Origin of the sequence: Fischerella sp. PCC 9605 (genome assembly GCF_000517105.1) — a bacterium.
GTDB lineage: Bacteria > Cyanobacteriota > Cyanobacteriia > Cyanobacteriales > Nostocaceae > PCC9605.
The window spans coordinates 260,728-284,522 of the sequence record NZ_KI912154.1; the positions used below are offsets into that span (position 1 = coordinate 260,728).

Consider the following 23,795-nt stretch of genomic DNA (forward strand, 5'->3'; position numbering starts at 1 on the left):
ATTTTGTTGGTAGTTGGTAGTTGGTGGTTGTTTGGAACAAACAACTAACAACAAATAACCAACAACAAACAACCAAAAATTAAGAGTGGGTCTGCTAAATCCAAACATTAGTTCACACAGTTTAGAAGGTTTCAAGGTTTGCTTGCTTGGTAATTTCTAAGTTGTAAATCTAAGAACCTTCTAAAGTGCCAAGTTATGTAAAAGGTGGATGAAAATATGGCACTACCTGTACATGAATACAAACCCACTACTCAAAATCAAAGAGTTCGTAGTTTTGGCAGGGCGGATTTAAATGAAGATACTCCTTATATTTACCGTCTTGAAGATACGAACTCTAGTGGTGAAGTTGAAGAACTGATTTGGGCAGCCTACCGCCAAGTCTTTAACGAACAGGAAATTCTTCAGTTTAATCGTCAAATTGCCTTGGAAACACAACTGAAAAATCGATCAATTACAGTGCGTGATTTTATCCGAGGTTTAGCGAAATCAGAGCGATTTTATCAGCTGGTGGTTGCAGCCAACAGCAATTATCGGCTGGTGGAAATGTGCTTAAAACGTTTGTTGGGCCGCACTCCCTACAATCAAGAAGAAGAAATTGCTTGGTCTATTCAAATCGCTACTCGCGGTTGGGGAGGATTTGTAGATACGCTCATAGATAGCGAGGAGTACGAACAAGCCTTTGGCGACTATACCGTACCCTATCAGCGCAAGCGGATGTCTACAGATAGACCATTCAGCTTTACCCCGCGCTATGGTGCAGAGTATCGTGACAAGGCAGGCATTATTCAGACTAGTTGGGTACATCACACCGAATGGTATGGTTTTTTAACTCAATCACCATATCCTCAGAAAGTGGATTGGAGAACAATAACCGCTGTAGTAGTTGGACTCTCTGGAATCGTCACTTTCTTGCTTGTACTAAATTGGTTCGTAAATACTTCTGCCTTCTAACCAAATGCGGGAAAATTAAGTAAAGAATGAAAGAGGATTGTAATCATCAAGCCTCCTTCAGTTTTCAAGAGCTAGCTCTTTTTAATTTGTTGATAATTAAAGGGGAAAATCGCAAATGGCACTGCCATTACTTGAATACAAACCTAGCAGTCAAAATCATCGGGTAAAAAGCTTTGGAGTAGCTGACCGGAATGAAGATACACCGTATATTTACCGCCTAGAAGATGTCAGCTCTTTCACTGACATGCAAAACGTCATTTGGGCGGCTTATCGTCAAGTTTTCAGCGAACATGAGATTCTCAAGTTCAATCGCCAGCAGCACATCGAATCTCAGCTGAAAAATGGCTCACTGACTGTACGGGACTTCATCCGTGGTTTAGCAAAATCTGAAGCCTTCTACCGGTTGGTTGTCTCGGTTAACAACAATTACCGTCTCGTAGACATCTGTCTGAAGCGCTTTTTAGGTCGTTCTGCTTACAACAAAGAAGAAGAAATCGCTTGGTCAATTGTCATTGGTACCAAAGGTTTTGGCGGCTTTGTTGATGCCCTCATCGACAGCGATGAATACACCGAGGCATTTGGCGACAACACCGTACCTTACCAGCGCAAGCGCTTAGTAGATCGTCCCTACAATTTGGTAACTCCTCGCTATGGCGAAGACTTCCAAGAAAGTGCTGGCACTGTTACAACTGACTGGCGCTTTACTGTGGAAAAATTCTACAGCCGCAAATCCCAAGAACGGCGGCTGGCAGAAGGCGATCCGCGTAAATACGCTGACATGGCAGCTGCAATTGATGCCAAAGGCAACTACGCTCAAAACATTCGTGCGGCCGATCTGGATTACATGAGCTTAGTGCCTAATCGTGGTGGTAGCAGACGCTAAAATTACGACTCAGATTGCCTAATCTAAACAACTAAATTTGATACTGGGTCTTGTTTCCATGCTGATGCGGTGTTAGCAAAGCATTGCGTGAGGTGGAGATAAGACCCAGTAATTTGTTGGTAGTTGTTTGTTGTTTGATACCAGACATAGTTCGCGCGGGAAACTTTTGCACTAAAACTCCGCGCCCCTCTGCGTTACCTTTGCTACCTGGTGCGTTTCAAATCGCTATGCTTGTACGCAAAGCTGTACTTAGTGTCTTTGTGCCTTTGTGGTGAAAAAATAATTTTTGAAACACCAAGTCACTAAGCTTGCCCTCGAGCGCAGCGAAGGGACACAAAGAGGAAAGTAGTCTTCAGTATCAAGATTTAGGCATAATTGTCTCCTGGAGATTCGCACCGCTAAGGTTAGCTCCTCTCAGATTAGCGCCGCTGAGGTTAGCCCCTCTGAGATTAGCCCCTGCCAAGTTCGCTCCTGTGAGGTTAGTCCATCTTAAGTCAGCTTTGCTCAACTCAGCCTCCACAAGGTTAGCCCGCAACAAGTATGCACAACTGAGATGAGCATTACTAAGATTAGCTTTGTACAGATCAGTTTTGTAAAGGTAAGCTCCGATCATTTCCGCGTCGTACAGATTGGCTTTGCTGAGATCAGCTGCAATCAAGTTAGCTTCGATGAGATTGGCAAAACAGAGGTTAGTGCGGTGAAGCTTTGCTGCACCTAAATCAGCACCTCTCAAGTTAGCACTTCTCAAGTCAGCTCCAATGAGGTTAGCGTCAGCGATCGCCGCGTCTTTGAGATTCGCCTCACTCAAGTCAGCACCGATCAAATTAGCATGACTCAGATCTGCCCGTGTCAGTTTAGCACCGCTCAAGTTAGCAAGACTGAAGTTAACTACGCTCAGGTTAGCTTCAATGAGGATTGCTCTGTGGAGGTTAGCACCTCTGAGGTCAGCACCGCTGAGGTTCGCGCCTTTGAGGTTATCCCCACAGAGGTTGGCGGTGCTGAGGTCTGGTTCTATCTGGGGATTTTTACTTCTCCACTCAATCCATGTGAGCGCACCTGCTCTTAGTAAAGCCAGATGCTCTTGATTTGCCATTTGCTTTCCTTTATTCCTGACGCTTACTCTGAGGATTGATCCGACCAGCTACACTTTCAATCGCTGTCCGTGCTCCCGCTGCTCCTGCCAGAATATCCCGTTCTTGTCCACCTAAGTAAAGCCGTCCAAAGCTGCCTACAGCTTGGACTTCAAGAATGTTAATCGCCGCCGCTTTTTCAGCTTCATTCGCAGCCAGTGCAGCATAAGCAGCAGGCTCAACTTCTAATACATACAGTGTTTGTCCTGCTAGTAGTAGCTGGCCCCTTCGCGTGCGATTGATTAGTTGTGCTTGGTAAGCATCAATGTTGCGGATAATCTGGCTAGAAACGACACGCGGTTTGAAACATTCCTCTTTTTTGACTCCTAGCATTGCCAAAATGGCTTGACCAGCGGCTCGCGTTTCACCTTGGGAGCCTGAATGCACTTCCAATAGACCGTACAATCGTTCTACTACCTGTACTCCGGGACGCACAGAAGCAGCTTTAAGCGCTATGTCCGTAATCCGATTAATTTCGATCCCAGGAGAGATTTCAATCCACAGCGATGTATCCCCTGGTAATGGCAAGAAACCTTGAGCTACCGTTCCTATATATGCTGCGTGTTGAGGTTGCAAGCTGTCGAGAAATACGAAACTGCGTAGTTCTATTCCCAAGGGTTTGCACTCCAGTCATGAGGGTAAAAGTTATTTATCGCAATATTTGTCTATGTAACTTTACACTACCATATGGCTTGAACAACTGGGTGAGCAGCATTGCCCACCCAAATGTTTATCTTTCCACGTCTTCTACTTCCTTGGGAACGCCAGCAGTTAACACTTCATGTCCTGTGGGTGTTACCAAAACATCATCTTCAATGCGGATACCAATACCAATCCAACGTTGAGCAATTTCTGGTTGGTCTTCTGCTAGTTTAGTACCCGGCACTATGTAAAGTCCCGGTTCTACTGTTAGCACTTGACCCGGTTGTAAAACTTGCGGGTTGTCGCCGTGTTGGTAAACTCCCACGTCATGCACATCCAAGCCTAGCCAATGGCCAGTACGGTGCATGTAAACTGGCTTGTATTTCTCTTCTTCTATTAATTTGTCTATTTCGCCTTTGAGAATACCAAGTTCTACCAAGCCTTCTGTAAGGACGCGCACGGCGGTATCGTGAACTAAATTATAAGGATTGCCTGGTTGCACTTGGGCGATCGCTTGTTTTTGTGCTTCTAAAACAATCTCGTACAGCGCTTTTTGTTCGCAGGTAAACTTACCCCCTACCGGAAATGTGCGCGTAATATCCGAGTTGTAATAATCATAGGCACAGCCAGCATCAATCAGCAGTAACTCGTTATCTTGCATCTGGCGATTATTCTCTATGTAGTGCAGCACGCAGGCGTTTGCACCAGAGGCAATAATTGAAGGATAGGCAGGCCCCATTGCACCGCGCTTGCGGAAAATGTGTTCAATTTCCGCCTGCACTTCGTACTCGTAACGTCCCGGTGCAGTAAATTTCATCGCGTGGTTGTGTGCTTCCACTGCGATGTCAGCAGCTTTGTGCATTAACTCCAGTTCTGCGTCACTTTTGATAAGTCGCATACTGTGAAGGATGGGGCCAGTATCTTCAATGGCAATCGGCCCTGTACCCCGTTTCGGATAAGTCCGCATCAAGCGTTGCCAATGGTCGAGGATTTTTTCGTTAAAAGGGCGATCGCGTCCCAAGCGATAATAGATCCGGTCTGCCTTTTCCAAATACTGAGGCAATTTTTCATCTAGTTCCGTAATCGGGTAAGCTTCATCCGCCCCATACACTTCTTTCGCTGCTTCTACTCCACAGCGATAACCACTCCAAACTTCCTGTTCCCGATCCTTGGGTTGCACAAACAGCACAAACTGATGTTCTGGGTGATGAGGCGATAGAACCGCCACTGCTTGCGGTTCGTTAAAGCCAGTCAAATAAAAGAAATCACTATCTTGGCGAAAAGTGTATTCCACATCGTTGTGCATTACTGCCATTGGGGCACTACGAAAGATCGCAGTACCATTACCAATCTTTGACATCAATGCTTTCCGACGCTGTTGATATTCTTTGTGCATAATTTTTTACTGTTTTTTATTACCTATTTTATACTTTCTGTATTAGGTGCCTTAAAAGTCATTTAAGGCGTAAAATCACTCAGATTATTTTAGTACAAGTTTCTTATTCAACTTTGGCAATCCATATAAAAGCTGTTGAAAAAATATGAGTGTTTGTTTATCTAACAAATTGATTGAAGCAAAAATAATTAAGACTGCAAAATGTTATTAGATTGCACTTGATTTTTCCTAAAAAATAGCTAGATAAACCTATTTTTTGTAAGGGAAACATAACAAATATTAAAAAAAAATTAAGAAGATAAATATGTTATTAATTAACACTTGAATCCACAATAAAAAAACAGTTAAAAGGTTTATGACCACTTGTCATAAACACACGCCATGTTGGATTCTATTTCTACTCGTAGTAGTGCAATCCAATCAGCTCCAATCTCAACAACAGAGAACAGTGCCAACAAGACCGATATAAGTACTCCGTCTTACTATGGGCGTTCTTCAGGAGCAGATTCTGCGGTTGCAATTCCTGTTCCTGGTTTGGAAAATCCAAATCCCATCTTCAACAGTGCAGCTATTTCGCCAGATTTCGATGGTGATGGTAAAGATGATAAATTCTGGCGTAACTCTCAAACTGGTGAAGTCGCCATTTGGTTCATGAACGGTAGAGAAGTTCGCTCTAGTGATTTTGTGAAGAATGCTGATGGTAGCAACCGAACAATGGGTGCAGACTGGGATTTTAGGATTGCCGATTTCAACGGTGATAACAAAACTGACGTACTCTGGCGCAATAAATCAACAGGTGAAAACGTCGTTTGGCTGATGGATGGCACAACAATTGCCTCTGAGGCTTCATTGGCGCAATTAGGCCCGGAGTGGACAGCTAGCATTGCAGATTTCAATGGAGATAAAAAAACTGACGTCCTTTGGCGGAACACGAACACAGGAGAGAACTCTGTTTGGCTGATGGATGGCACAACAGTTACCACTCCAGCTTCTCTAGAAACTACCGATACCAACTGGACAGCCAACATCGTTGATTTCAACGGCGACGCCAAGACAGACATCTTGTGGCGCAATCAAGCAACAGGTGAAAATACCTTATGGACAATGGATGGCACAAACGCTACCGCGTCTGCTTTGCCGACACTTGGTTCTGAATGGGAAGCTACCTTTGGCGATTTTGACCTCAATTACCAAACTGACGTTCTCTGGCGCAATAAAACAACGGGTGAGAACAAACTTTGGCTAATCAATGGTGGAAATGTCGGTACTGAAGCTGTTCTACCTACACTTGAGGGTGCAGGTTGGAAACCACTGATTGGTGACTTTGACGGCAATGGCAAGACCGATATCTTGTGGTCTAACCAGGAAACTGGTCAGAACAAGGTATGGCTAATGGATGGTGCAAATGTTGTTAGTGAAACTGAAAGGGATGCACCTAGCGCTGCCTGGATACCCAGTATAGGCGATTTTGATGGCGATGGTAGAACCGACATCTTCTCGCGCAATTACGAAACAGGTGAAAACGCCATTGTGACAATTGATAGTACCGATCCTCAGCCTTCAACTCTACCAACACTTGGTAAAGAATGGTACACTTTCTAGAAGATGACAATAAAGCTAATCGGCGACAACTGTACCTTCATGTGTAGATAAACCTTATTTGTTGTCAATTTGCTTGCCAATGTCGCACTCATTAACAGTAAGCGCTGAAACAAAAATCAAATCTGCCCAAGAATTTTCATTGATAGCGGGTAGTTGTTTAGGAGGTTTGCTAGTAAGATAGCCGACCATTGCCATCAAAATTAGCTGTTTTGACTAGAGCGATCGCGCGATTTTGTGCATATACAAGTGCATCTACCACCCGCTTATTCCGTAAATAAACAGTTAGATATCAAGTTGCTTTCAAAGATGTCATTTTTAATTTGTAATTGAATGCAACTTGGTAATGCTATGCACATAAATCTGTATTTGTAGTGAGTATTTAAGAATTCATTACAACTTTTTTACGTGCCCTTATATCTTAAAAAAGAGCAATTGTTAATCATCAACAACAGTTAAAAAAACACTATTTGTTAATATTTGACAAAAAAAATAATACAAAAAATGTAAAAGATTTATAGCAGTTCTAAATTGAGTTGACCAGAGATATTAGTAGGGACGCAATACCTTGCGCCCCTATTGTCTAATGGACGCAATCGAGAATTGCTATGTGAACACTGGTCATGAACAAACACTATGTCTGCCTCTAACAATTCCTTGAGTTTGTCTGTAGATACTAGTGCATCAAAATATGCTCAAATTGCTACAAATACTTTTGATGACAAGGTTGTCCCCAATACTAATTTCAGCCTTGGGCGTTCCTCAGAATCTATAGATGAAAAGCAGCCTTTAGCAGCTGCAAAAAACCCCAATCCTAATACCAGATTCAGCAATGCAGCAATTGTTGCTGATTTCAATGGCGACGGTAAAACTGATAAATTTTGGCGTAACCCGGAAACTGGTGAAACCGCTGTTTGGTTGATGGATGGCACTAACCCCAATGCAGCTTCTCTGCCTGCTGTTGATGCATCCTGGGACTTTGCTTATGCTGATTTCAACCGTGATAGCAAAACCGATATCTTCTGGCGGAATAAAAACAGTGGTGAAACAGTCATTTGGCTGATGGATGGCACAAATATTGCCACTCAGGCTTCATTACAGACAATAAATCCATCCTGGACTTTTAGCATTGCAGATTTCAATGGCGATGGTAAGAGTGATATTTTTTGGCGCAATGCTCAAACTGGTGAGAATGCTACTTGGTTTATCAATGATACAACAGTTACGACTGCGGCATTTTTACCCTCAGCTGACGCAACTTGGAATTACAGCATTGTCGATTTTAATGGCGATGGCAAGAACGATGTTTTTTGGCGCAACAATATCACAGGTGAAAATAAAGTATGGTTTATGGATGGTACAAATGCGTCGGAATACGGTTTGGCAAAATTAGAAGGTACTTGGGATTTTAGCAGTGGTGATTTTAATGGCGATGGCAGGACTGATATCCTCTGGCGCAATGCTGAAACTGGTGAAAATAGCGTATGGCTAATGAATGGCATTTTCATCAGTGGGGGTTCTCTATCAAATATGGACTCTGCTTGGAAATCTTCTATTGGCGACTTCAACGGCGATGGTAGGACAGATGTCTTCTGGCACAACGAGAATACTGGTGAGAATACCGCTTGGTTGATGGATGGCACATCAATTGGTACTGCGGCTTTTCTACCTGCAACTGACTTAGCTTGGCAGCCTAGCATCGGCGATTTTAACGGTGATGGTAAAACAGATGTCTTCTGGCGCAACAACACAACCGGTGATGATGTTGTTTGGCTGATGGATGGCACCACTGCCAATAGTGTTTCTATACCACAAGTTGCCCCTGGATGGTATGCTTACTAAAATTTTTTGGTGATGGAATATTTAGACTCACCTGAAGGGGGGATTGGGAATTGGGGATTGAAGATTGGGGATTGGGGATTGGGTAAAAATAAGTCAAAAGTTAAAAGCTAAAAGTAAAAAGAAAGAATTTTTTCTTTTACCTTTTTACTTTTTACTTCTCCAGTTCCTTTGCCCGATGCCCTTTCCCCTATGCCTCTTGCGCCATGCCTTCTGCCTTCTTATTACTTCCGAACTTGAGCACCAAACCCAGCTGCTTTAAACTGCTTCAGCTTTAAAGGAGTAGGCTGATTTGCTGGCACAGAAATTCTCAACTCAAAATCACTAATACCCGGTGGTACTTCCGCAATTGAACCAAGACGGGTGCGGTTTTGCATAACTGGGTCATTATTAGCATCATAGATGCGTCCAAAAATATCTGCGTCGTAGACTGTTTTATTGGTGGAATTTTCAGCTTTGCCGGTGACAAGAAAGCAATTAGCTGCCATCGTAGTGCCACTAGTAACCGCTCCTTTTGCGATTTCTGGTGGACACTGTTTGTAAGTTATGTCAGATAGTTTTATTTGTGTCAGCGCTACAGCGGGGGGAGTGAGCACCCACGATAATACCCCAAAAACGCAGGAAAAGAAAATAACCGTGAGCGATCGCAACAGCATAAAAGACACCATTAATAAATAGAACAATAGCTAACTTAAAACCCAGCTTATACTATTTTGGCTGTCAGGATTTGACTTATGAAGCTGACATATACTTTTTGAGGAATAGGAATTTTTCGTAATTTCTATGTTTTGGAAATTACATAACATTTACTGTATTTAGATTCACACCAATTTATATCATGTCCATCGAATTAACTAGATGATCGCAAGGGCAGTTTAGCTGATACATTCTCGTTGGGAGCTACGGATGAGCAATAAAACTTGCCCCTAGTGTACTGCTAAACCTCTTTGCGATTGTATAAACATTCAATTTTCAGTTTCTACAAATTTTGTAATAATTAGAAAAATAGCCCTGCAATTGCTATTAACTTATGACACCAGATGAGATTGAAGTAGCCTTGCAAGCAGCGTTTAATCGCTGTGAAACAGCTAGCTGCCCTCTCACTGATATGCAGAAACAGATATTACTGCAAGTAGTTGAGCAAATTCAGAAAAACCCCAATTCTACAGTGTCTGATTGTGACAATCCCCTAGATGAATTGACATCGCAAGAGTTACAAGCATTTTTACGTTTTGTCAAAGCCCAAGAGGAAAAAAATTTTTCATGGAAAGTTAAGTTACTGAATGACTGGCTACAAGAAAATGACTCCAAAGAGGTACAATTTATTCGCGATCGCTACGGTTTGCAATGGCTCAATCGCATTCAGCCATATCATTTTAATCGGTTTTCTTTTGAGGACACATTAAAACTAAAGGTGGGCGATCGCATTGAAATCTGCAATGCGCTGTGGGAATGGGTACAAGACGATGGCCCGTGTACTCGTGAATGGTTTCCCTGCGTCGTCATTCAGGTAGATGAAGTTAAAAATAGCCATGATTCCTTTACTAACTGCATCATCCGCTTCAATAACGGCGCTGAATATGAAATTCAAGGCGTGTACGAATGGAATCGCTATTATTGGCGCTGGGCAAATGATGGTAAGCTGTGAGGCTTTTAATTTACCCATTTGGGTAGAGTGGGAGAGTGGGAGAGTGGGAGAAGGTAGACACGTTTTCTCTAAAGTGAAAAAGATGGAAATTATATGCGCGAAGCTTAAAAGGTTATTAACTTCCTATTACCCCAAACCCAGATGCTTTTGCAAAGCTTGACGCATCACATCCACAGGCACAGTTTCCTGTTGTAACCAGATTTTCAACGCTGCTGCGCCTTGTTGGACAAGCATTTCCAATCCATCTATAGCTATTGCACCCACCTGTTGCGCCTGTTGTAAAAATTTCGTCGGATTTGGGGTGTAAATCAAATCATAGGCGATCGCACCTGGTTGCAAATCTGCCATTTCCTCTGCACTCAAAGGCGACTCTTCCACCTTGGGATACATGCCAATAGGAGTTGTGTTCACTAGTAAGTGTGCTTGCGGAATTAACTGTGGCAATTCTTCCCATTTATGGATGTCAAGATTAACTGCTAGGGGTGAATTTTCCCAACTCTTGCGGAATTCTCTTAACCGCTGCACGTTGCGCCCAACAACATGAATTTCTGCACAACCCAACTGCGTACAACCTGCTACAACTGCCCTCGCTGCACCACCATTACCCAAGATCACTGCTATTTTTTGACTCCAGTTTTGGTGATATGTTTGCAAAGGAGCGAGAAATCCTTCCACATCAGTATTTGTACCAAGCCATTGGTTATGTTTACGCACAACTGTGTTGACTGCTCCCACAGCTTGGGCAATTGGTTCGATCGCTGATAAAAAAGGTAATATCGCCTGTTTGTGAGGAATTGTAACGCTAAACCCCACAACCCCAATAGCTGCAAAACCAGCAATAGCGGCTTGTAGATCCTCTGGTTTAATCGGAAAGGGAAGGTAGATATAATCCAGTCCCAAGTGAGCGATCGCTGCATTGTGCATCACTGGTGATAGTGAATGCTCTACCGGATGCCCAATCACTCCTAGCAATTTGGTTTTGCCTGTAATTAATTGTTGCATTTCCTTAAGAAATTGAACCGCCTGAACACCAAGGACAATAAAAAATGAGAAACTTGTGTTTGGCGCTATTAGACCGTAAATTATCAGCCTAGCATCTGCAAAAGCTCAAATAAAATTATTAAAATTAATAAAATATACTTAACATTTCTTTGGAATCATGCAGGCAACGACAGCCTTCTCTACAAACCCAATTCCCGGCAAATATTGGCAGTGGCGAGGGCATAATGTTTACTACGTACAAGCAGGAAAACCTCAGCCCCAACGTCCACCTCTGTTATTAGTGCATGGGTTTGGTGCTTCTACTGACCACTGGCGCAAAAATATCGCCGAACTGTGTAACGATTTTGAAGTTTGGGCGATCGACTTGTTGGGATTCGGACGTTCAGCCAAGCCAAAATTGGAGTATGGCGGTAACTTGTGGCGCGATCAACTGTATGACTTTATTACGCAAATAATAGGTCAAAAAGCAGTACTAGCAGGTAATTCCCTTGGTGGTTATGCTAGCTTGTGTGTTGCAGCCCAACGTTCTGATGCAGCGGCTGGTTTGGTGTTACTCAACAGTGCAGGCCCGTTTAGCGAGAAGCAGCCTACAGCTGAACCGGAAGCATTGCAAGCCCAAATTGAACCACCCCAACAACAACCGGAACCGTTACAAAAACTGTTGGGCGATGTTGCCAAGTGGATTTTTCAACAACCTTTAGCCCAGTTTGTGTTATTTCAATACGTGCGGCAAAAGAGGATAATTCGGCAAACCCTAGAGAAGGTTTATCTTGACAAAAGTGCGATTACAGACCAATTAGTAGAAGAAATTTATCGCCCTGCTTGCGATTCGGGTGCTTTTGATGTGTTTTCCTCGGTCTTCAGGACTCCCCAAGGAGAAAAAGTTGATATCCTCTTAAAGCAATTAACTTGTCCGTTATTGCTATTGTGGGGAGAAGCCGATCCTTGGATGCAAGCGAGAGAACGTTCTCAGAAGTTTCGGCAATACTATCCTGAACTGACAGAACACTTCTTGCGGGCAGGCCATTGTCCTCATGACGAAGTACCAGATCAGGTCAATTCTCTGCTGCGGGATTGGGTTTGTTCGGTAGTTATGAGTTAGTGGTTAGTAGTTAGTGGTTAGTAGTACCCCTGTCAAGGTGTGAGTCTTGGAAATGGATTTTTCTTGGTGCCTTAGTGTCTTGGTGAGTCCACTTGCCGTCTTGGACGCCACATGCTTTATGCCGGGAGACCCGTCCACCGCAGTGGCTCCGCTTCCCGTCACGTAGACGCGCAGCGGCTTCCCGTAAGGGTAGGCAAAGTGGCGAACCCGTAGACGCGCAGCGGCTTCTCGTAGAGTAGGGTGTTTCAATCATTCTTTTTTCACCACCAAGACACTAAGGCACTAAGAGGAAAATAGTCTTCTCTACTAAGATTTGGGTTCGCTAGTAGTTAGTAGTTGTCTACTAACTACTAACTACTAACAGTTATTACGAGAAATATTTATAGCAACTGAGTTATTTTACAACTAAAGATTTAATTTGTTGCTCTGTCTCGTCATTAATAATTTCAGAGCCAACGGTGGGATTATCAAGATTAACCTTGATAAAATTTGTCTCATCTTTTTCTGTAAACTTTTTATCGTTGTCAGAATCTTTGAGAATTTTGATAAAAATTGCGCCTGCACTTTGCACAATAGTTGAATTCAGAATCTGAGTATTATCTGGTGTAATTTGCTTGAGATTCTTACCTGAAAAATCAGATATATAGCCTATCCTAGCATCTTGGTAGTCTAGTTTTTTATCTCCATTAGTATCGCTATCAACTATTTGATATAACCAAAATTTAGTGGAGGATTTACCTGCTTTTTTGTAATCTAATAAATCGAAAGCATGAATAATTGCTTTTTTACTTAATAAAAGATGGGTTTTGCCATCTTTTTTAGAATAAAAAATAATGTTATAATAACTCTTTGGATTTTCATACGAAGATGACAAGTTAAATCTATCCTGATTTTTATCTGCTAGACCAACTGGAATCATCAAATAGTCTGATTCTTCTTTGATTATTATGTCACCGTAAAAAAGATTTGGCTGTAGCTGTTGCTGAGCATTTGCTTTTGTCTGTTCTGTTTGTCTAGTAACAGTTCCCTCACAGGAAAAAGAAAGTATAGCCACAATCGTCAATGCAGCTATTCTCTTAAAAAAACTATGATTTATCATTCAATCAATTCTCCAGCAGGATATGTTGCTGTCCAATTTTATTCGCTGCTGGGTAATTGTCTAGAAACTCAAAAACCTGGCCAGAGGTGACCAGGTTCTGCAAACTCCTGAATGATCAAATCGATGTTCTCGTTAAGTTTAGAAAAAGAAGACAACTAAGGTGGACATCACTAGTTGCAAACCTAGCATAATTGCGTTTTTCCGCTTTGGGATTTGGCCTCCCCTTGTTTCAATCTTTAGGGGAAATGTGCCACTTAAATTTTCGTTATGCTGAAAGCTTGCTCGGGCTTTATGACGGGGGACACCGAGTCATTTGCCCATTCAGTTTGATTGTGCCTTGTTTGGTGTCCTACTTATTAAGTTATCACTTCAAAAATAATTAGCAAGTCCCTTTTAACCGAAGTTTACGAGTCTTTAAACTTCTCAACACAACAGATAAATTTGTTGGTTGTTGGTAGTTGTTTGTTGTTTGGAAATACTAACCCAACCAACAACCAACGACCAACGATCAACAATTAACTATCAATTCCACATAACCGATGAACTATCATCCAAATGGTCGGTGACGATACGTCCTATGGCATCGATTTCTTGAAGTTCAGCTTGTGAAAGTTGAATAGCAGCAGCCTGGGCGTTGTCTGTTGCTTGTTGGGGATGGCGTGCGCCTGCGATCGCCTGAGTTTGCGGTTGGGCTATTAACCACGCCAGCGCTAATTGAGCTAGACTGCACTGATGGCGTGCTGCAATTGGACGTAGTTTTTCTAAAGCTTGTTGGGCGCGAACAAAGTTTTCTCCCTGAAACAGTATATTTTTAGCACGGTTATCTTGAGGGTCAAATTTATGATCGGGGGGAAATTTACCTGTTAATAACCCTTGTGCTAGCGGTGAGTAGGCAAGGATGGAGATATTATTTTCTATACAATATGGCATGGTATCCTTTTCTACCTGCCGCCAGAATAGGGAATAGGGCGGTTGTAAGCTATCTATTCGTCCGTACTTGGCTGCTTCTTCTAACTGGGTGCGGGAAAAGTTAGAAACACCGATCGCCCTGATTTTACCTTGCTGTTTGAGGTGGTTGAGGGCGTTCATTGTCTCTTCTATGGGAACTATTTCACTGTTGAACGCGCCAGAAGGCCAATGAATTTGGTAAAGATCGATGTAGTCAGTTTTGAGATTTTTCAAAGAGCGATCGCAAGCCTCGATGACTTGATCGTACTTGAGATGGTTGGCAAAAACCTTAGTAGCATACTCGACTCGATCGCGCACATCAGATAAAGCTTCGGCAACAATTCGCTCTGAATGTCCGTCACCATAGACTTCATCTGTATCTATGGTAGTGATGCCAGCTTCAAAAGCTGCACGTATGGCTTTAATCGACTCCGTATCTTCAATTCCCACCCACGCTTTTTTACCAGCTTGCCAAGTTCCCATGAGAATGGGTGTAGTTTTCACATCCGATTTACTCAAGCGACGCTTTTCCATAAATACTCCTGGCATTCATCTCCACAGATAGTGACATAGTGTATCGATCTTGGCGTCAAATAAAATCGGAGTTAAAGTAGATGCTTATGGTGACTACAACTTTTCACGCACTCAAAGAATGGGCAGTTGCCGTCACTGCTTTAGAAGCTGGCAAAACAATTATGCTGCTTCGCAAAGGCGGTATCCACGAACGCAACGGACGTTTCCAAGTTGCCCACGATCGGATTTTGCTCTACCCGACTTACGAACATCAACAGCCTTTTCTACTAAAACCTGAGTATGCCAATCTTGTTTATCCTGTGACACCAGGCTGGCGTCCAGAAACAGTTCGCATTGGCAGTTGGGCAAAAATCACCGATATTTTTCCTGTCAATGACGAAGCAATAGTTAGCGCCTTGCTTCCGTTTCATATTTGGAACGAGCATTTTATTAGCGATCGCCTGAAATGGAAAGTGCGCCAACCATTGTATATTCTGTTGTTACGGGCTTACAAACTACCCCAAGTTCAGGAAATTCCCTATCTTTGTGAATATGGAGGTTGTAAGTCATGGATTGATTTAGCCCAACCGATTGATATACGAGGAGTAGAACCAGTTTTATCGGATTCCACTTACTCTCAGCTAGTAACGGAAATTCGCGATATCGTCGGTGACAAGTTCTATGCGCCATGCGTCTGAAGCAGACAGAGTTCTTGCTGAATCAGCATTCAGAAGACTGAAGCTAGGAGTTGCATAAGTTATTTCCAGGCAGAATTTGCTTCATCTTGAAAGTGCAGCTATATCTTTAAGCAGCGACAAGGGCTATTTCTCTTTCCAATTAGCCTCGCTGCACGCCTGTTTTAGGCATCCATTGCATTTTCAAAACTAACAGATAATAAAATCACATAGCTTTATATAAATCTATTATCAATAAATCGTAGTTGTTGATACACCCAAGTTTTTTTACAGCACTTAACATGATTTGAACATAGTTGTTTTGTTATTGCTACTTGTTTTCTATGAAGAAGTTTTGATTATTACTCAAACCTAGGAAAGAAGTATTTGATGTTACGCATCTATCTAAAATAAAGCAAAAGCTATCCCACTGGGGTGAAGTTGAGCTTGACAAAATTCTGCTATTATGCATCTAAAGCAAAACACAAAGGAGTTTGCCATGCATCGAAGAATGTGCTGGTTATCTGCATCTGGTGACAATGGGGAAAAGATTTTGCATTTGCAAACTGCACCCAATGAACCATGGCGTCCTTATACGACTTTTCGCCAATTTGCAGTACCAGATTACAACATACCAGGCGGTTCTAAAGGCTGGGCAACTTACCAAAAACTTTTGAAAGCTGGTTGGACTTTAGTACCTACTGCACTAGCAAATGAGTTTTCTGCATCAGTCGCTCCAGTAGAGTTGTAATATCAGGTTTAGTTACATACTTATCATTGCGATTAATATGGGAACGCGATCATTTTTGAATGATGAGTAATGAGACAAACTTGATATGGAGTCAGAAATTATGTATCCTGAAAAACTTTGCCGTTGAGAATTTATAGTTCATAATTTTAAAAGCCTCTGGGGGAACCTTCGCCACGCGGATCGGCTGCTCCTTCTAAGGTTCCCTCTGGTGTGAGTGCGAGCGCATTAATATTACCCCAAGGTTTGGTTTCTGGTTTAAATTTATGCCCCCGGCGCTGTAACTCTACCAAAGTCAGAGCATCGAAAGCAAAAGGTTCTAGTCGCAATTCATCGGGAAGCCATTGATGATGGAAGCGGGGGACAGAAACGGCTGCACCAACATCCATATTGTATTCCAGCACATTCAGGATGACTTGCAGCACTTGGGTGATGATAGTTCCACCACCAGGCGCACCCACTACCAGACGGAGGCGATTGTGTTCCGTGACAATTGTCGGAGTCATACTAGATAGGGGTGTTTTGCGTGGTGCGATCGCATTAGCTTCATTACCCACCAAACCAAAAGCATTCGGCACTCCCGGCGCAGCAGCAAAATCATCCATTTCGTTGTTGAGTACAATTCCAGTTCCATCCGCAACCACGCCAGCTCCAAATCCCGTGTTAATAGTGAAGGTAAGACTTACAGCGTTGCGTTGTGCATCCACTACATTCAGATGACTGGTTTCTGTAGATTCGTGGCGAGGCGTGTAGAACCCCACCCCTAACCCCTCCCCGCTGGCGGGGAGGGGAAGAAGTGCTCCCTCTGTTTGCTTGCGTAGAGGAAAAACTACTCCCTCTGTGTGCTTGTGTAGAGACTTGTGTAGAGGAAAAACTACTCCCCCTCTCTGCTTGCGGAGAGGGGGCTGGGGGGTGAGGTTCTGCTGTAGCATCTTGATATCTGCTGGTTTCACTTCACTAGCAGCCCTAGCCCTATTCATAATTATTTCTGCACGGCGCAGTCGGGCGTAAGCGGGAGCGGTTAGTTGTTGTACTGGTACTTTGATAAAATCAGGATCGCCTAAAAATTTTGAGCGATCGGCATAAGCAATTTTCATCGCTTCCACCATCAGGTGGATCGCATCTGGATGACGCCAACCCAAAGATTTTAAATTGGTTGTACCGATAATATTTAACATTTCTAATAGGTGAACGCCTCCCGATGAAGGAGGTGGCATTGAGCAAACTTTCGCTTGACGAAAATTGCCACACACAGGATTGCGCCAGATGGGTTTATATAACTTCAAGTCTGCCAAAGTAATTAAACCACCGTTTTTGGACATATCGGCAGCAATGGCACGGGCAATATTTCCGGTGTAGAAACTGCGTGGATTACGAGAAATTTCTGTTAAAGTCCGCGCTAGATCGCGCTGCACCAGTTTTTCTCCTGGTTGATATAAATCTCCCTGACGAGTGAAAATTGCCCGCGCTGCTGGGTTACTAAGAATTACATCCCTGCGATTTTCATACTCTGGTATGGAACGCCAAGTTACCTGAGAACTAAGGATAAAGCCATCTTTTGCCAGGGCGATCGCCGGTTTTACCACCTCTCGCCACGGCAGTTTACCATAACGACGATGAACTTCGTACAGTCCCGCCACTGTTCCTGGTGTCGCCACTGCCAAATGACCATTCACACTTGCATTCGGACGCACCTTGCCTTTAGCATCCAAATACATATTTCTTGTTGCTTTTAGAGGTGCGCGTTCGCGAAAATCTAAGGCTTTAATTTCCCCTGTCTTTGAATCACGCAACAGCAGAAAGCCTCCGCCACCAATTCCCGCAGAAAACGGTTCTAGCACTGAAATGGCAAAAGTCGTCGCTACCGCTGCGTCAACAGCATTACCACCCTTGCGTAACATTTGTAATCCTGCATCACTAGCGAGAGGATGTGCAGACACCACCATTCCCTTTTTCGCGCGTAAGGGTAAGACAACGCTAGCAGATACCTGTTTTTGGTTACAAAATAGTAATGCAGAAACGCACAAATAAAAAACAAAACCTGAAAACCGCGTAGATTGGTAAAGCTTACGCATTGACTTCTAATACTGGTTTGATCAAATTATGAGGCTTACGCAAGTATCACACAGATAGCGTACAGCTAGAAACTTTGCATCTTGTTATTTTAGGGCAGGCGATCGCCTATCTACCGAATTGAGGGAATACCAAAAAGTTGTAGCGACTGTCTTGATTGTCAAGCGATCGCTAAAAGAAGTTGACGCAACTGGGGAACCGCTTCGCTGATTGGGCGGTGCCAGGTAGGGGCAGCAAGACCTTGCTTGAGTTAGTAGCGTAGATAGTCGTGCCCCCACCAGGCACTCCGCTGTCGCCGCCCAATCTTCCCCAGTTGCTGAATCACTGGTGGGGGCAGCAAAACAATGGATAAAAAACCCTAAATAGATGGGATGTATAAAAATGTCAGTGCGACTAAGCGTTAACAATTGGTTGAAAGTTGTCACAAATGCGCCAAGGCAAATGATCTCGAAGCATTGCATTTAAAATAACTAACATTTTATGAACACAAGCAGTTAGAGCAAGTTTTTTAGATTTACCACGCTCGACAAGGCGCTCATAAAAGGCTTTGATAACAGGATTGTGACGTATTGCGACAACAGCACCCATATAGAGAGTGGCACGAACATGGGCACGACCACCATTAATCATCCGTTTACCTTTATGTTGACCGCTATCATGATTGATAGGTGCAACTGCTACTAAGCGAGAGATTTGTTTGGCAGTTAGCTTTCCTAGTTCTGGTAAATCCGAAACAATAGTTGTGGAAATAACTTGACCAATTCCAGGAGTAGTTTTGAGTAAATTAACTTTATCAATCCATTGTTGGTTATTTTGAGCCAATTCCTCAATTTCTTGATTAAGTTGTTTCAGACGTTGAGCAAGGTAATCAATATGCGCCTCAATATCTGCCAAAGCTTTACCACGAGCGCGAGTACGGCGATTTTTCTCAGCAGTTTGCATTTCAACTAATTGTCGTCTGCGACTAATTAATTCAGATAATTGACGCGCTCCTTCGGATTCAATTGCTAAAACCTGAGGTTTCATTGCTTCCCCAAAGTGTGCCAAAATTTGTGCATCAATTGCGTCGGTTTTTGCGAACCGACCTGTGGCTTTAGCAAAATCTCGCCCTTGCCGTGGATTAATTAATGCAACTGGTAAAAGTGCTGCCTGTAATTGAATTACTAGCTCTGTTTCTAATCCTCCTGTTGCTTCCAGTACAATCAGATTTAAATCGTAGGATTTAAGTTGCTCTACTAGATGAGATATTTCTACTTCTGTATTTGCCAGTTGGAATGCTTTACCCATTGGACGGATATAAACATCTAGAGTGGCTTTACTGACATCAATGCCTACCCATTGATTCATATTTTCCATTTTTTTACTCTTAACTATTTTGTCAAGAAGTGTTGAATTCATCCCCCTGATTTCACTCATCCTTGCCCGATACGGACTGTATACTTTAAATATCAGTAATTAAAGTTTTGCCCAAGCGCGACTGTTCGAGTTCTGTCATGGAGATTGTTGTAGTGACCCATGCTACAAAGCGGTCTTTAATGACCTAGGGTGCGACGGTTTACTACTTCTTCTAAGATACAAGGGTGCGTTAGCCAGAGGCATAACGCACCCTACTGGCGTGACCGTCTTAAAATAGTGCAATAAATTTTTGTGGTGCGGGCATCTTGCCCGCATCGGACAGGCGAGACGCCTATCCCACAAGAAAATCATATTGCATCAAATTAGCCCGGTCACGCTAGTAGTGGCGTGACCGTCTTAAAATAGTGCAATAAATTTTTGTGGTGCGGGCATCTTGCCCGCATCGGACAGGCGAGACGCCTATCCCACAAGAAAATCATATTGCATCAAATTAGCCCGGTCACGCTACTACGATTGGATATTTTTTTTAATTGGAAGTCCCTAAAACTATGTGTAGGAATATAGACGGAGATTGCAGTCATCCCTCGTCCTTGGCTGTCAATTGCTAACATAACTTTTTATAACAATTTATAACAATTTTTAAAATTCCCTACTTGATAGTTAACTAATATGTCATCATGGAAGGTGAGAATTGATTCGGTGATGTGTTTGTTTTTGGTATTGACAGGCTTTTCCCTTTTGGTATTTACAGACTTGTCTCCGAAATCTAAATCTATACACTCTTGTGATTTTGGAGACAATGTATGTCAGTTTATGTAGGCAATCTCTCTTATGATGTTACAGAAGACGCTCTGAATGCTGTTTTTGCAGAATACGGTTCTGTAAAGCGGGTTCAGTTGCCCACTGACCGTGAAACAGGTCGTCTGCGCGGCTTTGGTTTTGTCGAAATGAGTACAGACGCTGAAGAATCAGCTGCCATTGAAGCTCTTGATGGTGCTGAATGGATGGGTCGCGATCTCAAAGTAAATAAGGCTAAGCCCAGAGAAAACAGAGGTTCGTTTGGTGGTGGTAATCGCAGAAATAACAACTTCCGCGATCGCTACTAAGTGAATATAGGCTTTTCTCTTTTAGCTCCTTTTTGCTGCTGGCACAAGCGGTCAGAATATTTCTGTCGCTTTATGCCTGCGTCAATTTAAGAGAGCAGGTGCTGTTTCTAGATCCATCAGTAAGAGCACTTAATTGAATCTAATATAGGCTCAAGTAGAAATGCTTGAGCCTTTTCGATCAATATTAAAACTCTCCTGCTAATGCGGCAACGCACCGTTCGCAAATCAGGGGATGTTCGGCATTCTCTCCCACATGGGTGGAGTAATTCCAGCAGCGATCGCATTTTTGCCCCTCTGCTTCCAGTACACCAATTCCCCATGCATCTGCCTGCAAGTTATATTTTGAGCCTTGCAGTTTTTGTGGTGCATCCACAATTTCTACCTGGGAGGTGATGAACAAGTAGCGGAGTTCGTCTACACCGTTGCTGCTGCCCGTATCCAGTGATTTTATCGCCACACGTAACTGCTCATCAGCTACATAAAGTAAGATTTTCGCTTCTAGAGAAGAACCAATCATTTTTTCTACTCTAGCCTGTTCTAACACCTTATTGACATCAATGCGGATTTCTCGCAGTTGTTGCCAGAATGCTGCTAGTTCTGGATTATGCCACTTTTGGTCGAACTGCACCCAACCAGCTTCAAACACTGATTTATAAGGAGTTTTGTAGGGGAGATATTGCCAGATATCTTCTGCTAAGTGACATAACACAGGCGCGATCGCCTTCGCCAAATTTTCCAACGCATGCCAATACACTGTTTGACAACTGCGACGGCGTAAAGCATTAGCGTCACTGATATATAGCCTGTCTTTGGCGACATCCATATAAAAGTTGGATAAGTCCACCACGCAGAAATTTTGGACTGTTTGGAAAAAGCGGAAGAATTGGAAGCTGTCGAAAGCTGCTGTAACTTCCTGGAATACTTCCGTCATCCGGTGCAGCATGTATTGATCTAGCTGCGGTAATTGATCGTAAGGGATCGCGTCTTTTTCTGGGTCAAAATCGTGCAAGTTACCCAAGAGGTTTTTGGCGGTGTTGCGAAACTTATTGCGGATATCGACAAGTTGTTTGATGATATTGCCACCCAAACGCACATCGGAGGAATAATCTACCGACGACACCCACAACCGCAACACATCAGCGCCGTAAGCTGGTTCTTTTTTCTGGTCTTTCCCTCCCTCGATCACAATTGCTGGATCGACCACATTCCCCAACGACTTACTCATTTTCCGCCCTTGTTCATCTAGCACAAAGCCGTGTGTCAACACGGTTTTGTAGGGCGCAATGTCGTTAACCGCCACACTAGTAAGCAAACTCGACTGGAACCAGCCCCGATGTTGATCTGAACCTTCCAGGTACATATCCGCAGGGTAGCGTAACTCCGGACGCTGCTTGACTACAGCTGCCCACGATGAACCAGAATCAAACCACACATCCATCGTATCCGTACCTTTGCGGTAGGTGCGGCCGTTGTGGCGGTATTTCTCTGGTAACAACTCCGCTACGGGAAGTTCCCACCAAGCATCGGAACCTTTTTGGGCAACGATCGCTTGCACGTGGGCGATCGTTTCCTCATTCAGCAGTGGTTCCCCGCTGGCTTCGTCGTAGAATACAGGAATTGGCACACCCCAGCTGCGCTGGCGGGAGATACACCAGTCAGAACGATCGGCAACCATCGGCGTAATTCTATTTTCCCCTTGAGCCGGAATCCATTTAACAGTGGCGATCGCTTTTAGCGCTTCTTCTCGGAATCCTTCCACAGAAGCAAACCACTGTTCTGTCGCGCGGAAAATTGTTGGTTTCTTTGTCCGCCAATCGTAGGGGTACTTGTGAACGTAGGGTTCTTCTTTCAACAAGGAACCCGCCGCCGTTAGTGCATCAATTACCCCCTGATTACCATCACCAAGCACATTCAACCCAGCAAATTGTCCCGCCTCCTCAGTAAAGTTACCATTGTCATCCACTGGGGCGAGGATAGGCAGACCATAACGCTGACCAACGATGTAGTCTTCTTGACCGTGACCGGGGGCAGTGTGTACTAACCCAGTACCAGACTCAGTGGTCACGTAATCACCGCTAATCACAATCGGACTTTCGCGATCGTACAAGGGATGGCGGTAGGTAGAATGTTCTAAATCTTTCCCTTTGAATGTGGTTCTTACGGTTAATTGAGTTCCGAAAGTGGCTGAGAGGCGTTCCACCAAATCAGCAGCAACGATGAGGTAGCGGAACTTCACCCCCTCACTCCCTCTTTCTGCTTGCGGGGGGTGGGGTTCAACCTCAACAACCGCGTAGTTCAGTTCTGGATTTAGTGCTACCGCCAAATTTCCGGGAATTGTCCAAGGTGTAGTCGTCCAGACTGCGACACCCAACTCCGGCAAAAATTCACCCAGTGCAGGTTTTACCGTCTCCGCTAAACTCGTCACCTCAAAAGCAGTATAGATACTGCGGGAAGTGTGCCCTTCTGGATATTCCAACTCAGCTTCCGCCAGGGCGGTTTTAGAACTGGGACTCCAGTGAACCGGCTTCAAACCGCGATAGATGTAACCTTTTAACACCATCTGCCCGAACACACCGATTTGTGCCGCTTCGTATTCCGGCGTTAGGGTTAAATATGGGTGTTCCCAATCTCCCCAAACACCGTAGCGCTTGAAACATTCGCGCTGTTCGTTTACGGTTTTGAGGGCAAATTCTTTCGCTTTCTGTCGCAGTTGTAAAGGCGTCAAGTTTTGCCGTTCAGCAGATTTCATGTTCTGCAAAACTTTGAGTTCAATCGGCAATCCGTGACAGTCCCAGCCAGGTACGTAGCGAACTTTACGCCCGCGCAGCAATTGGTAGCGATTAATAATGTCTTTGAGAATTTTATTTAAAGCATGACCAATATGCAGAGAGCCGTTGGCGTAGGGTGGCCCGTCGTGCAGTATAAATAATTCGCCTGGATTTTTTTCGGAGAGGCGATCGTAAATTTGATTCTCTTCCCAGAATTTTTGAATTTCGGGTTCACGCTTGCTAGCGTTTGCCCGCATATCAAATTTTGTCTTGGGTAAGTTTACTGTGTCTTTGTAGCTTCCAGTTTCTGTCACAGTT

20 protein-coding genes are annotated in these 23,795 nt (G+C 43.6%); 9 read left to right on the forward strand and 11 right to left on the reverse strand.

All coding sequences use genetic code 11. The features are described 5' to 3' along the window. Nucleotides 1-216 precede the first annotated feature (216 nt). A complete protein-coding gene (locus tag FIS9605_RS0135285) occupies nucleotides 217-951 on the forward strand; it encodes a phycobilisome rod-core linker polypeptide (protein ID WP_026736673.1) in 735 nt (244 codons plus the stop codon). 115 nt (nucleotides 952-1,066) lie between these two features. After that, nucleotides 1,067-1,834 (forward strand): phycobilisome rod-core linker polypeptide, encoded by a 768-nt coding sequence (locus FIS9605_RS0135290; protein ID WP_026736674.1) that lies wholly within the window; start codon nucleotides 1,067-1,069, stop codon nucleotides 1,832-1,834. Nucleotides 1,835-2,192: 358 nt separating this feature from the next. Here FIS9605_RS0135290 and FIS9605_RS0135300 read toward each other — a convergent pair whose 3' ends face one another. The 3 genes from FIS9605_RS0135300 to FIS9605_RS0135310 all read right to left on the reverse strand — a co-directional run bounded on the left by FIS9605_RS0135300 (nucleotide 2,193) and on the right by FIS9605_RS0135310 (nucleotide 5,002). Next, the gene (locus tag FIS9605_RS0135300) at nucleotides 2,193-2,927 is read right to left on the reverse strand and encodes a pentapeptide repeat-containing protein (protein WP_026736675.1); all 735 of its coding nucleotides are present in this window, start codon (nucleotides 2,925-2,927) and stop codon (nucleotides 2,193-2,195) included. A gap of 10 nt (nucleotides 2,928-2,937) precedes the next feature. After that, on the reverse strand, nucleotides 2,938-3,579 hold the full coding sequence (locus FIS9605_RS0135305; protein WP_026736676.1) for a hypothetical protein: 642 nt from the start codon (nucleotides 3,577-3,579) through the stop codon (nucleotides 2,938-2,940). Nucleotides 3,580-3,694: 115 nt separating this feature from the next. Next, complete coding sequence (locus FIS9605_RS0135310; protein WP_026736677.1) at nucleotides 3,695-5,002, reverse strand: aminopeptidase P N-terminal domain-containing protein; 1,308 nt, start codon at nucleotides 5,000-5,002, stop codon at nucleotides 3,695-3,697. 381 nt (nucleotides 5,003-5,383) lie between these two features. On the opposite strand from FIS9605_RS0135310, the gene FIS9605_RS0135315 reads away from it, so the two are divergent. After that, nucleotides 5,384-6,604: an FG-GAP repeat domain-containing protein gene (locus FIS9605_RS0135315; RefSeq protein WP_026736678.1), complete on the forward strand. Its 1,221-nt coding sequence runs from the start codon at nucleotides 5,384-5,386 to the stop codon at nucleotides 6,602-6,604. A 633-nt stretch (nucleotides 6,605-7,237) separates the two neighbouring features. Then, nucleotides 7,238-8,443: an FG-GAP repeat domain-containing protein gene (locus FIS9605_RS0135325; protein WP_026736679.1), complete on the forward strand. Its 1,206-nt coding sequence runs from the start codon at nucleotides 7,238-7,240 to the stop codon at nucleotides 8,441-8,443. Between the two features lie 221 nt (nucleotides 8,444-8,664). On the opposite strand, the gene FIS9605_RS0135330 is transcribed toward FIS9605_RS0135325, so the two are convergent. Then, on the reverse strand, nucleotides 8,665-9,096 hold the full coding sequence (locus FIS9605_RS0135330) for a hypothetical protein (RefSeq protein ID WP_026736680.1): 432 nt from the start codon (nucleotides 9,094-9,096) through the stop codon (nucleotides 8,665-8,667). A 374-nt stretch (nucleotides 9,097-9,470) separates the two neighbouring features. On the opposite strand from FIS9605_RS0135330, the gene FIS9605_RS0135335 reads away from it, so the two are divergent. Further along, a complete protein-coding gene (locus FIS9605_RS0135335) occupies nucleotides 9,471-10,088 on the forward strand; it encodes a hypothetical protein (protein WP_026736681.1) in 618 nt (205 codons plus the stop codon). A gap of 126 nt (nucleotides 10,089-10,214) precedes the next feature. On the opposite strand, the gene FIS9605_RS0135340 is transcribed toward FIS9605_RS0135335, so the two are convergent. After that, entirely contained in the window at nucleotides 10,215-11,090 is an 876-nt protein-coding gene (locus FIS9605_RS0135340; RefSeq protein ID WP_026736682.1) for a shikimate dehydrogenase, read from the reverse strand. 157 nt (nucleotides 11,091-11,247) lie between these two features. On the opposite strand from FIS9605_RS0135340, the gene FIS9605_RS0135345 reads away from it, so the two are divergent. Beyond that, nucleotides 11,248-12,192, forward strand: a complete 945-nt coding sequence (locus FIS9605_RS0135345) for an alpha/beta fold hydrolase (protein WP_026736683.1) — start codon at nucleotides 11,248-11,250, stop codon at nucleotides 12,190-12,192. Between the two features lie 394 nt (nucleotides 12,193-12,586). Here FIS9605_RS0135345 and FIS9605_RS0135350 read toward each other — a convergent pair whose 3' ends face one another. Next, complete coding sequence (locus FIS9605_RS0135350; protein ID WP_026736684.1) at nucleotides 12,587-13,291, reverse strand: hypothetical protein; 705 nt, start codon at nucleotides 13,289-13,291, stop codon at nucleotides 12,587-12,589. Nucleotides 13,292-13,813: 522 nt separating this feature from the next. Further along, a complete protein-coding gene (locus tag FIS9605_RS0135355; protein ID WP_026736685.1) occupies nucleotides 13,814-14,773 on the reverse strand; it encodes an aldo/keto reductase in 960 nt (319 codons plus the stop codon). A gap of 86 nt (nucleotides 14,774-14,859) precedes the next feature. Between FIS9605_RS0135355 and FIS9605_RS0135360 the strand changes: the two genes are divergently transcribed. Both FIS9605_RS0135360 and FIS9605_RS0135365 read left to right on the forward strand, forming a co-directional pair. Continuing rightward, on the forward strand, nucleotides 14,860-15,450 hold the full coding sequence (locus FIS9605_RS0135360) for a DUF1802 family protein (protein WP_082209954.1): 591 nt from the start codon (nucleotides 14,860-14,862) through the stop codon (nucleotides 15,448-15,450). A 475-nt stretch (nucleotides 15,451-15,925) separates the two neighbouring features. Beyond that, nucleotides 15,926-16,177, forward strand: coding sequence for a hypothetical protein (locus FIS9605_RS0135365; protein ID WP_026736687.1), 252 nt, complete (start codon nucleotides 15,926-15,928; stop codon nucleotides 16,175-16,177). Nucleotides 16,178-16,323: 146 nt separating this feature from the next. Here the strand turns inward: FIS9605_RS0135365 and FIS9605_RS0135370 are convergent, their stop codons facing one another. The 3 genes from FIS9605_RS0135370 to FIS9605_RS44770 form a co-directional block, all read right to left on the reverse strand. Continuing rightward, nucleotides 16,324-18,249, reverse strand: a complete 1,926-nt coding sequence (locus tag FIS9605_RS0135370) for a gamma-glutamyltransferase family protein (protein ID WP_026736688.1) — start codon at nucleotides 18,247-18,249, stop codon at nucleotides 16,324-16,326. Between the two features lie 84 nt (nucleotides 18,250-18,333). Beyond that, nucleotides 18,334-18,672 carry a hypothetical protein gene (locus FIS9605_RS45915; protein WP_231510599.1) on the reverse strand — a complete coding sequence of 113 codons (339 nt, stop codon included), beginning with the start codon at nucleotides 18,670-18,672 and terminating at the stop codon, nucleotides 18,334-18,336. Beyond that, a complete protein-coding gene (locus tag FIS9605_RS44770) occupies nucleotides 18,641-19,603 on the reverse strand; it encodes an IS110 family transposase (RefSeq protein ID WP_026736689.1) in 963 nt (320 codons plus the stop codon). Before FIS9605_RS44770 ends, FIS9605_RS45915 begins: the two co-directional genes overlap by 32 nt. 803 nt (nucleotides 19,604-20,406) lie before the next feature. Here FIS9605_RS44770 and FIS9605_RS0135380 point away from each other — a divergent pair. Then, nucleotides 20,407-20,709 carry an RNA recognition motif domain-containing protein gene (locus FIS9605_RS0135380; protein ID WP_026736690.1) on the forward strand — a complete coding sequence of 101 codons (303 nt, stop codon included), beginning with the start codon at nucleotides 20,407-20,409 and terminating at the stop codon, nucleotides 20,707-20,709. Between the two features lie 184 nt (nucleotides 20,710-20,893). Here FIS9605_RS0135380 and ileS read toward each other — a convergent pair whose 3' ends face one another. Next, nucleotides 20,894-23,791 carry an isoleucine--tRNA ligase gene (ileS, locus tag FIS9605_RS0135385; RefSeq protein ID WP_026736691.1) on the reverse strand — a complete coding sequence of 966 codons (2,898 nt, stop codon included), beginning with the start codon at nucleotides 23,789-23,791 and terminating at the stop codon, nucleotides 20,894-20,896. Nucleotides 23,792-23,795 lie beyond the last annotated feature (4 nt).

What these genes read in the sequence shown, in the direction of transcription:
- FIS9605_RS0135285 (WP_026736673.1), top strand. Translation starts at nt 217, where the DNA reads ATGGCACTACCTGTACATGAATACAAACCCACTACTCAAAATCAAAGA.
- FIS9605_RS0135290 (WP_026736674.1), top strand. Translation starts at nt 1,067, where the DNA reads ATGGCACTGCCATTACTTGAATACAAACCTAGCAGTCAAAATCATCGG.
- FIS9605_RS0135300 (WP_026736675.1), bottom strand. Translation starts at nt 2,927, where the DNA reads ATGGCAAATCAAGAGCATCTGGCTTTACTAAGAGCAGGTGCGCTCACA.
- FIS9605_RS0135310 (WP_026736677.1), bottom strand. Translation starts at nt 5,002, where the DNA reads ATGCACAAAGAATATCAACAGCGTCGGAAAGCATTGATGTCAAAGATT.
- FIS9605_RS0135315 (WP_026736678.1), top strand. Translation starts at nt 5,384, where the DNA reads ATGTTGGATTCTATTTCTACTCGTAGTAGTGCAATCCAATCAGCTCCA.
- FIS9605_RS0135325 (WP_026736679.1), top strand. Translation starts at nt 7,238, where the DNA reads ATGTCTGCCTCTAACAATTCCTTGAGTTTGTCTGTAGATACTAGTGCA.
- FIS9605_RS0135330 (WP_026736680.1), bottom strand. Translation starts at nt 9,096, where the DNA reads ATGCTGTTGCGATCGCTCACGGTTATTTTCTTTTCCTGCGTTTTTGGG.
- FIS9605_RS0135335 (WP_026736681.1), top strand. Translation starts at nt 9,471, where the DNA reads ATGACACCAGATGAGATTGAAGTAGCCTTGCAAGCAGCGTTTAATCGC.
- FIS9605_RS0135340 (WP_026736682.1), bottom strand. Translation starts at nt 11,090, where the DNA reads ATGCAACAATTAATTACAGGCAAAACCAAATTGCTAGGAGTGATTGGG.
- FIS9605_RS0135345 (WP_026736683.1), top strand. Translation starts at nt 11,248, where the DNA reads ATGCAGGCAACGACAGCCTTCTCTACAAACCCAATTCCCGGCAAATAT.
- FIS9605_RS0135350 (WP_026736684.1), bottom strand. Translation starts at nt 13,291, where the DNA reads ATGATAAATCATAGTTTTTTTAAGAGAATAGCTGCATTGACGATTGTG.
- FIS9605_RS0135355 (WP_026736685.1), bottom strand. Translation starts at nt 14,773, where the DNA reads ATGGAAAAGCGTCGCTTGAGTAAATCGGATGTGAAAACTACACCCATT.
- FIS9605_RS0135360 (WP_082209954.1), top strand. Translation starts at nt 14,860, where the DNA reads ATGGTGACTACAACTTTTCACGCACTCAAAGAATGGGCAGTTGCCGTC.
- FIS9605_RS0135365 (WP_026736687.1), top strand. Translation starts at nt 15,926, where the DNA reads ATGCATCGAAGAATGTGCTGGTTATCTGCATCTGGTGACAATGGGGAA.
- FIS9605_RS0135370 (WP_026736688.1), bottom strand. Translation starts at nt 18,249, where the DNA reads ATGCGTAAGCTTTACCAATCTACGCGGTTTTCAGGTTTTGTTTTTTAT.
- FIS9605_RS44770 (WP_026736689.1), bottom strand. Translation starts at nt 19,603, where the DNA reads ATGGAAAATATGAATCAATGGGTAGGCATTGATGTCAGTAAAGCCACT.
- FIS9605_RS0135380 (WP_026736690.1), top strand. Translation starts at nt 20,407, where the DNA reads ATGTCAGTTTATGTAGGCAATCTCTCTTATGATGTTACAGAAGACGCT.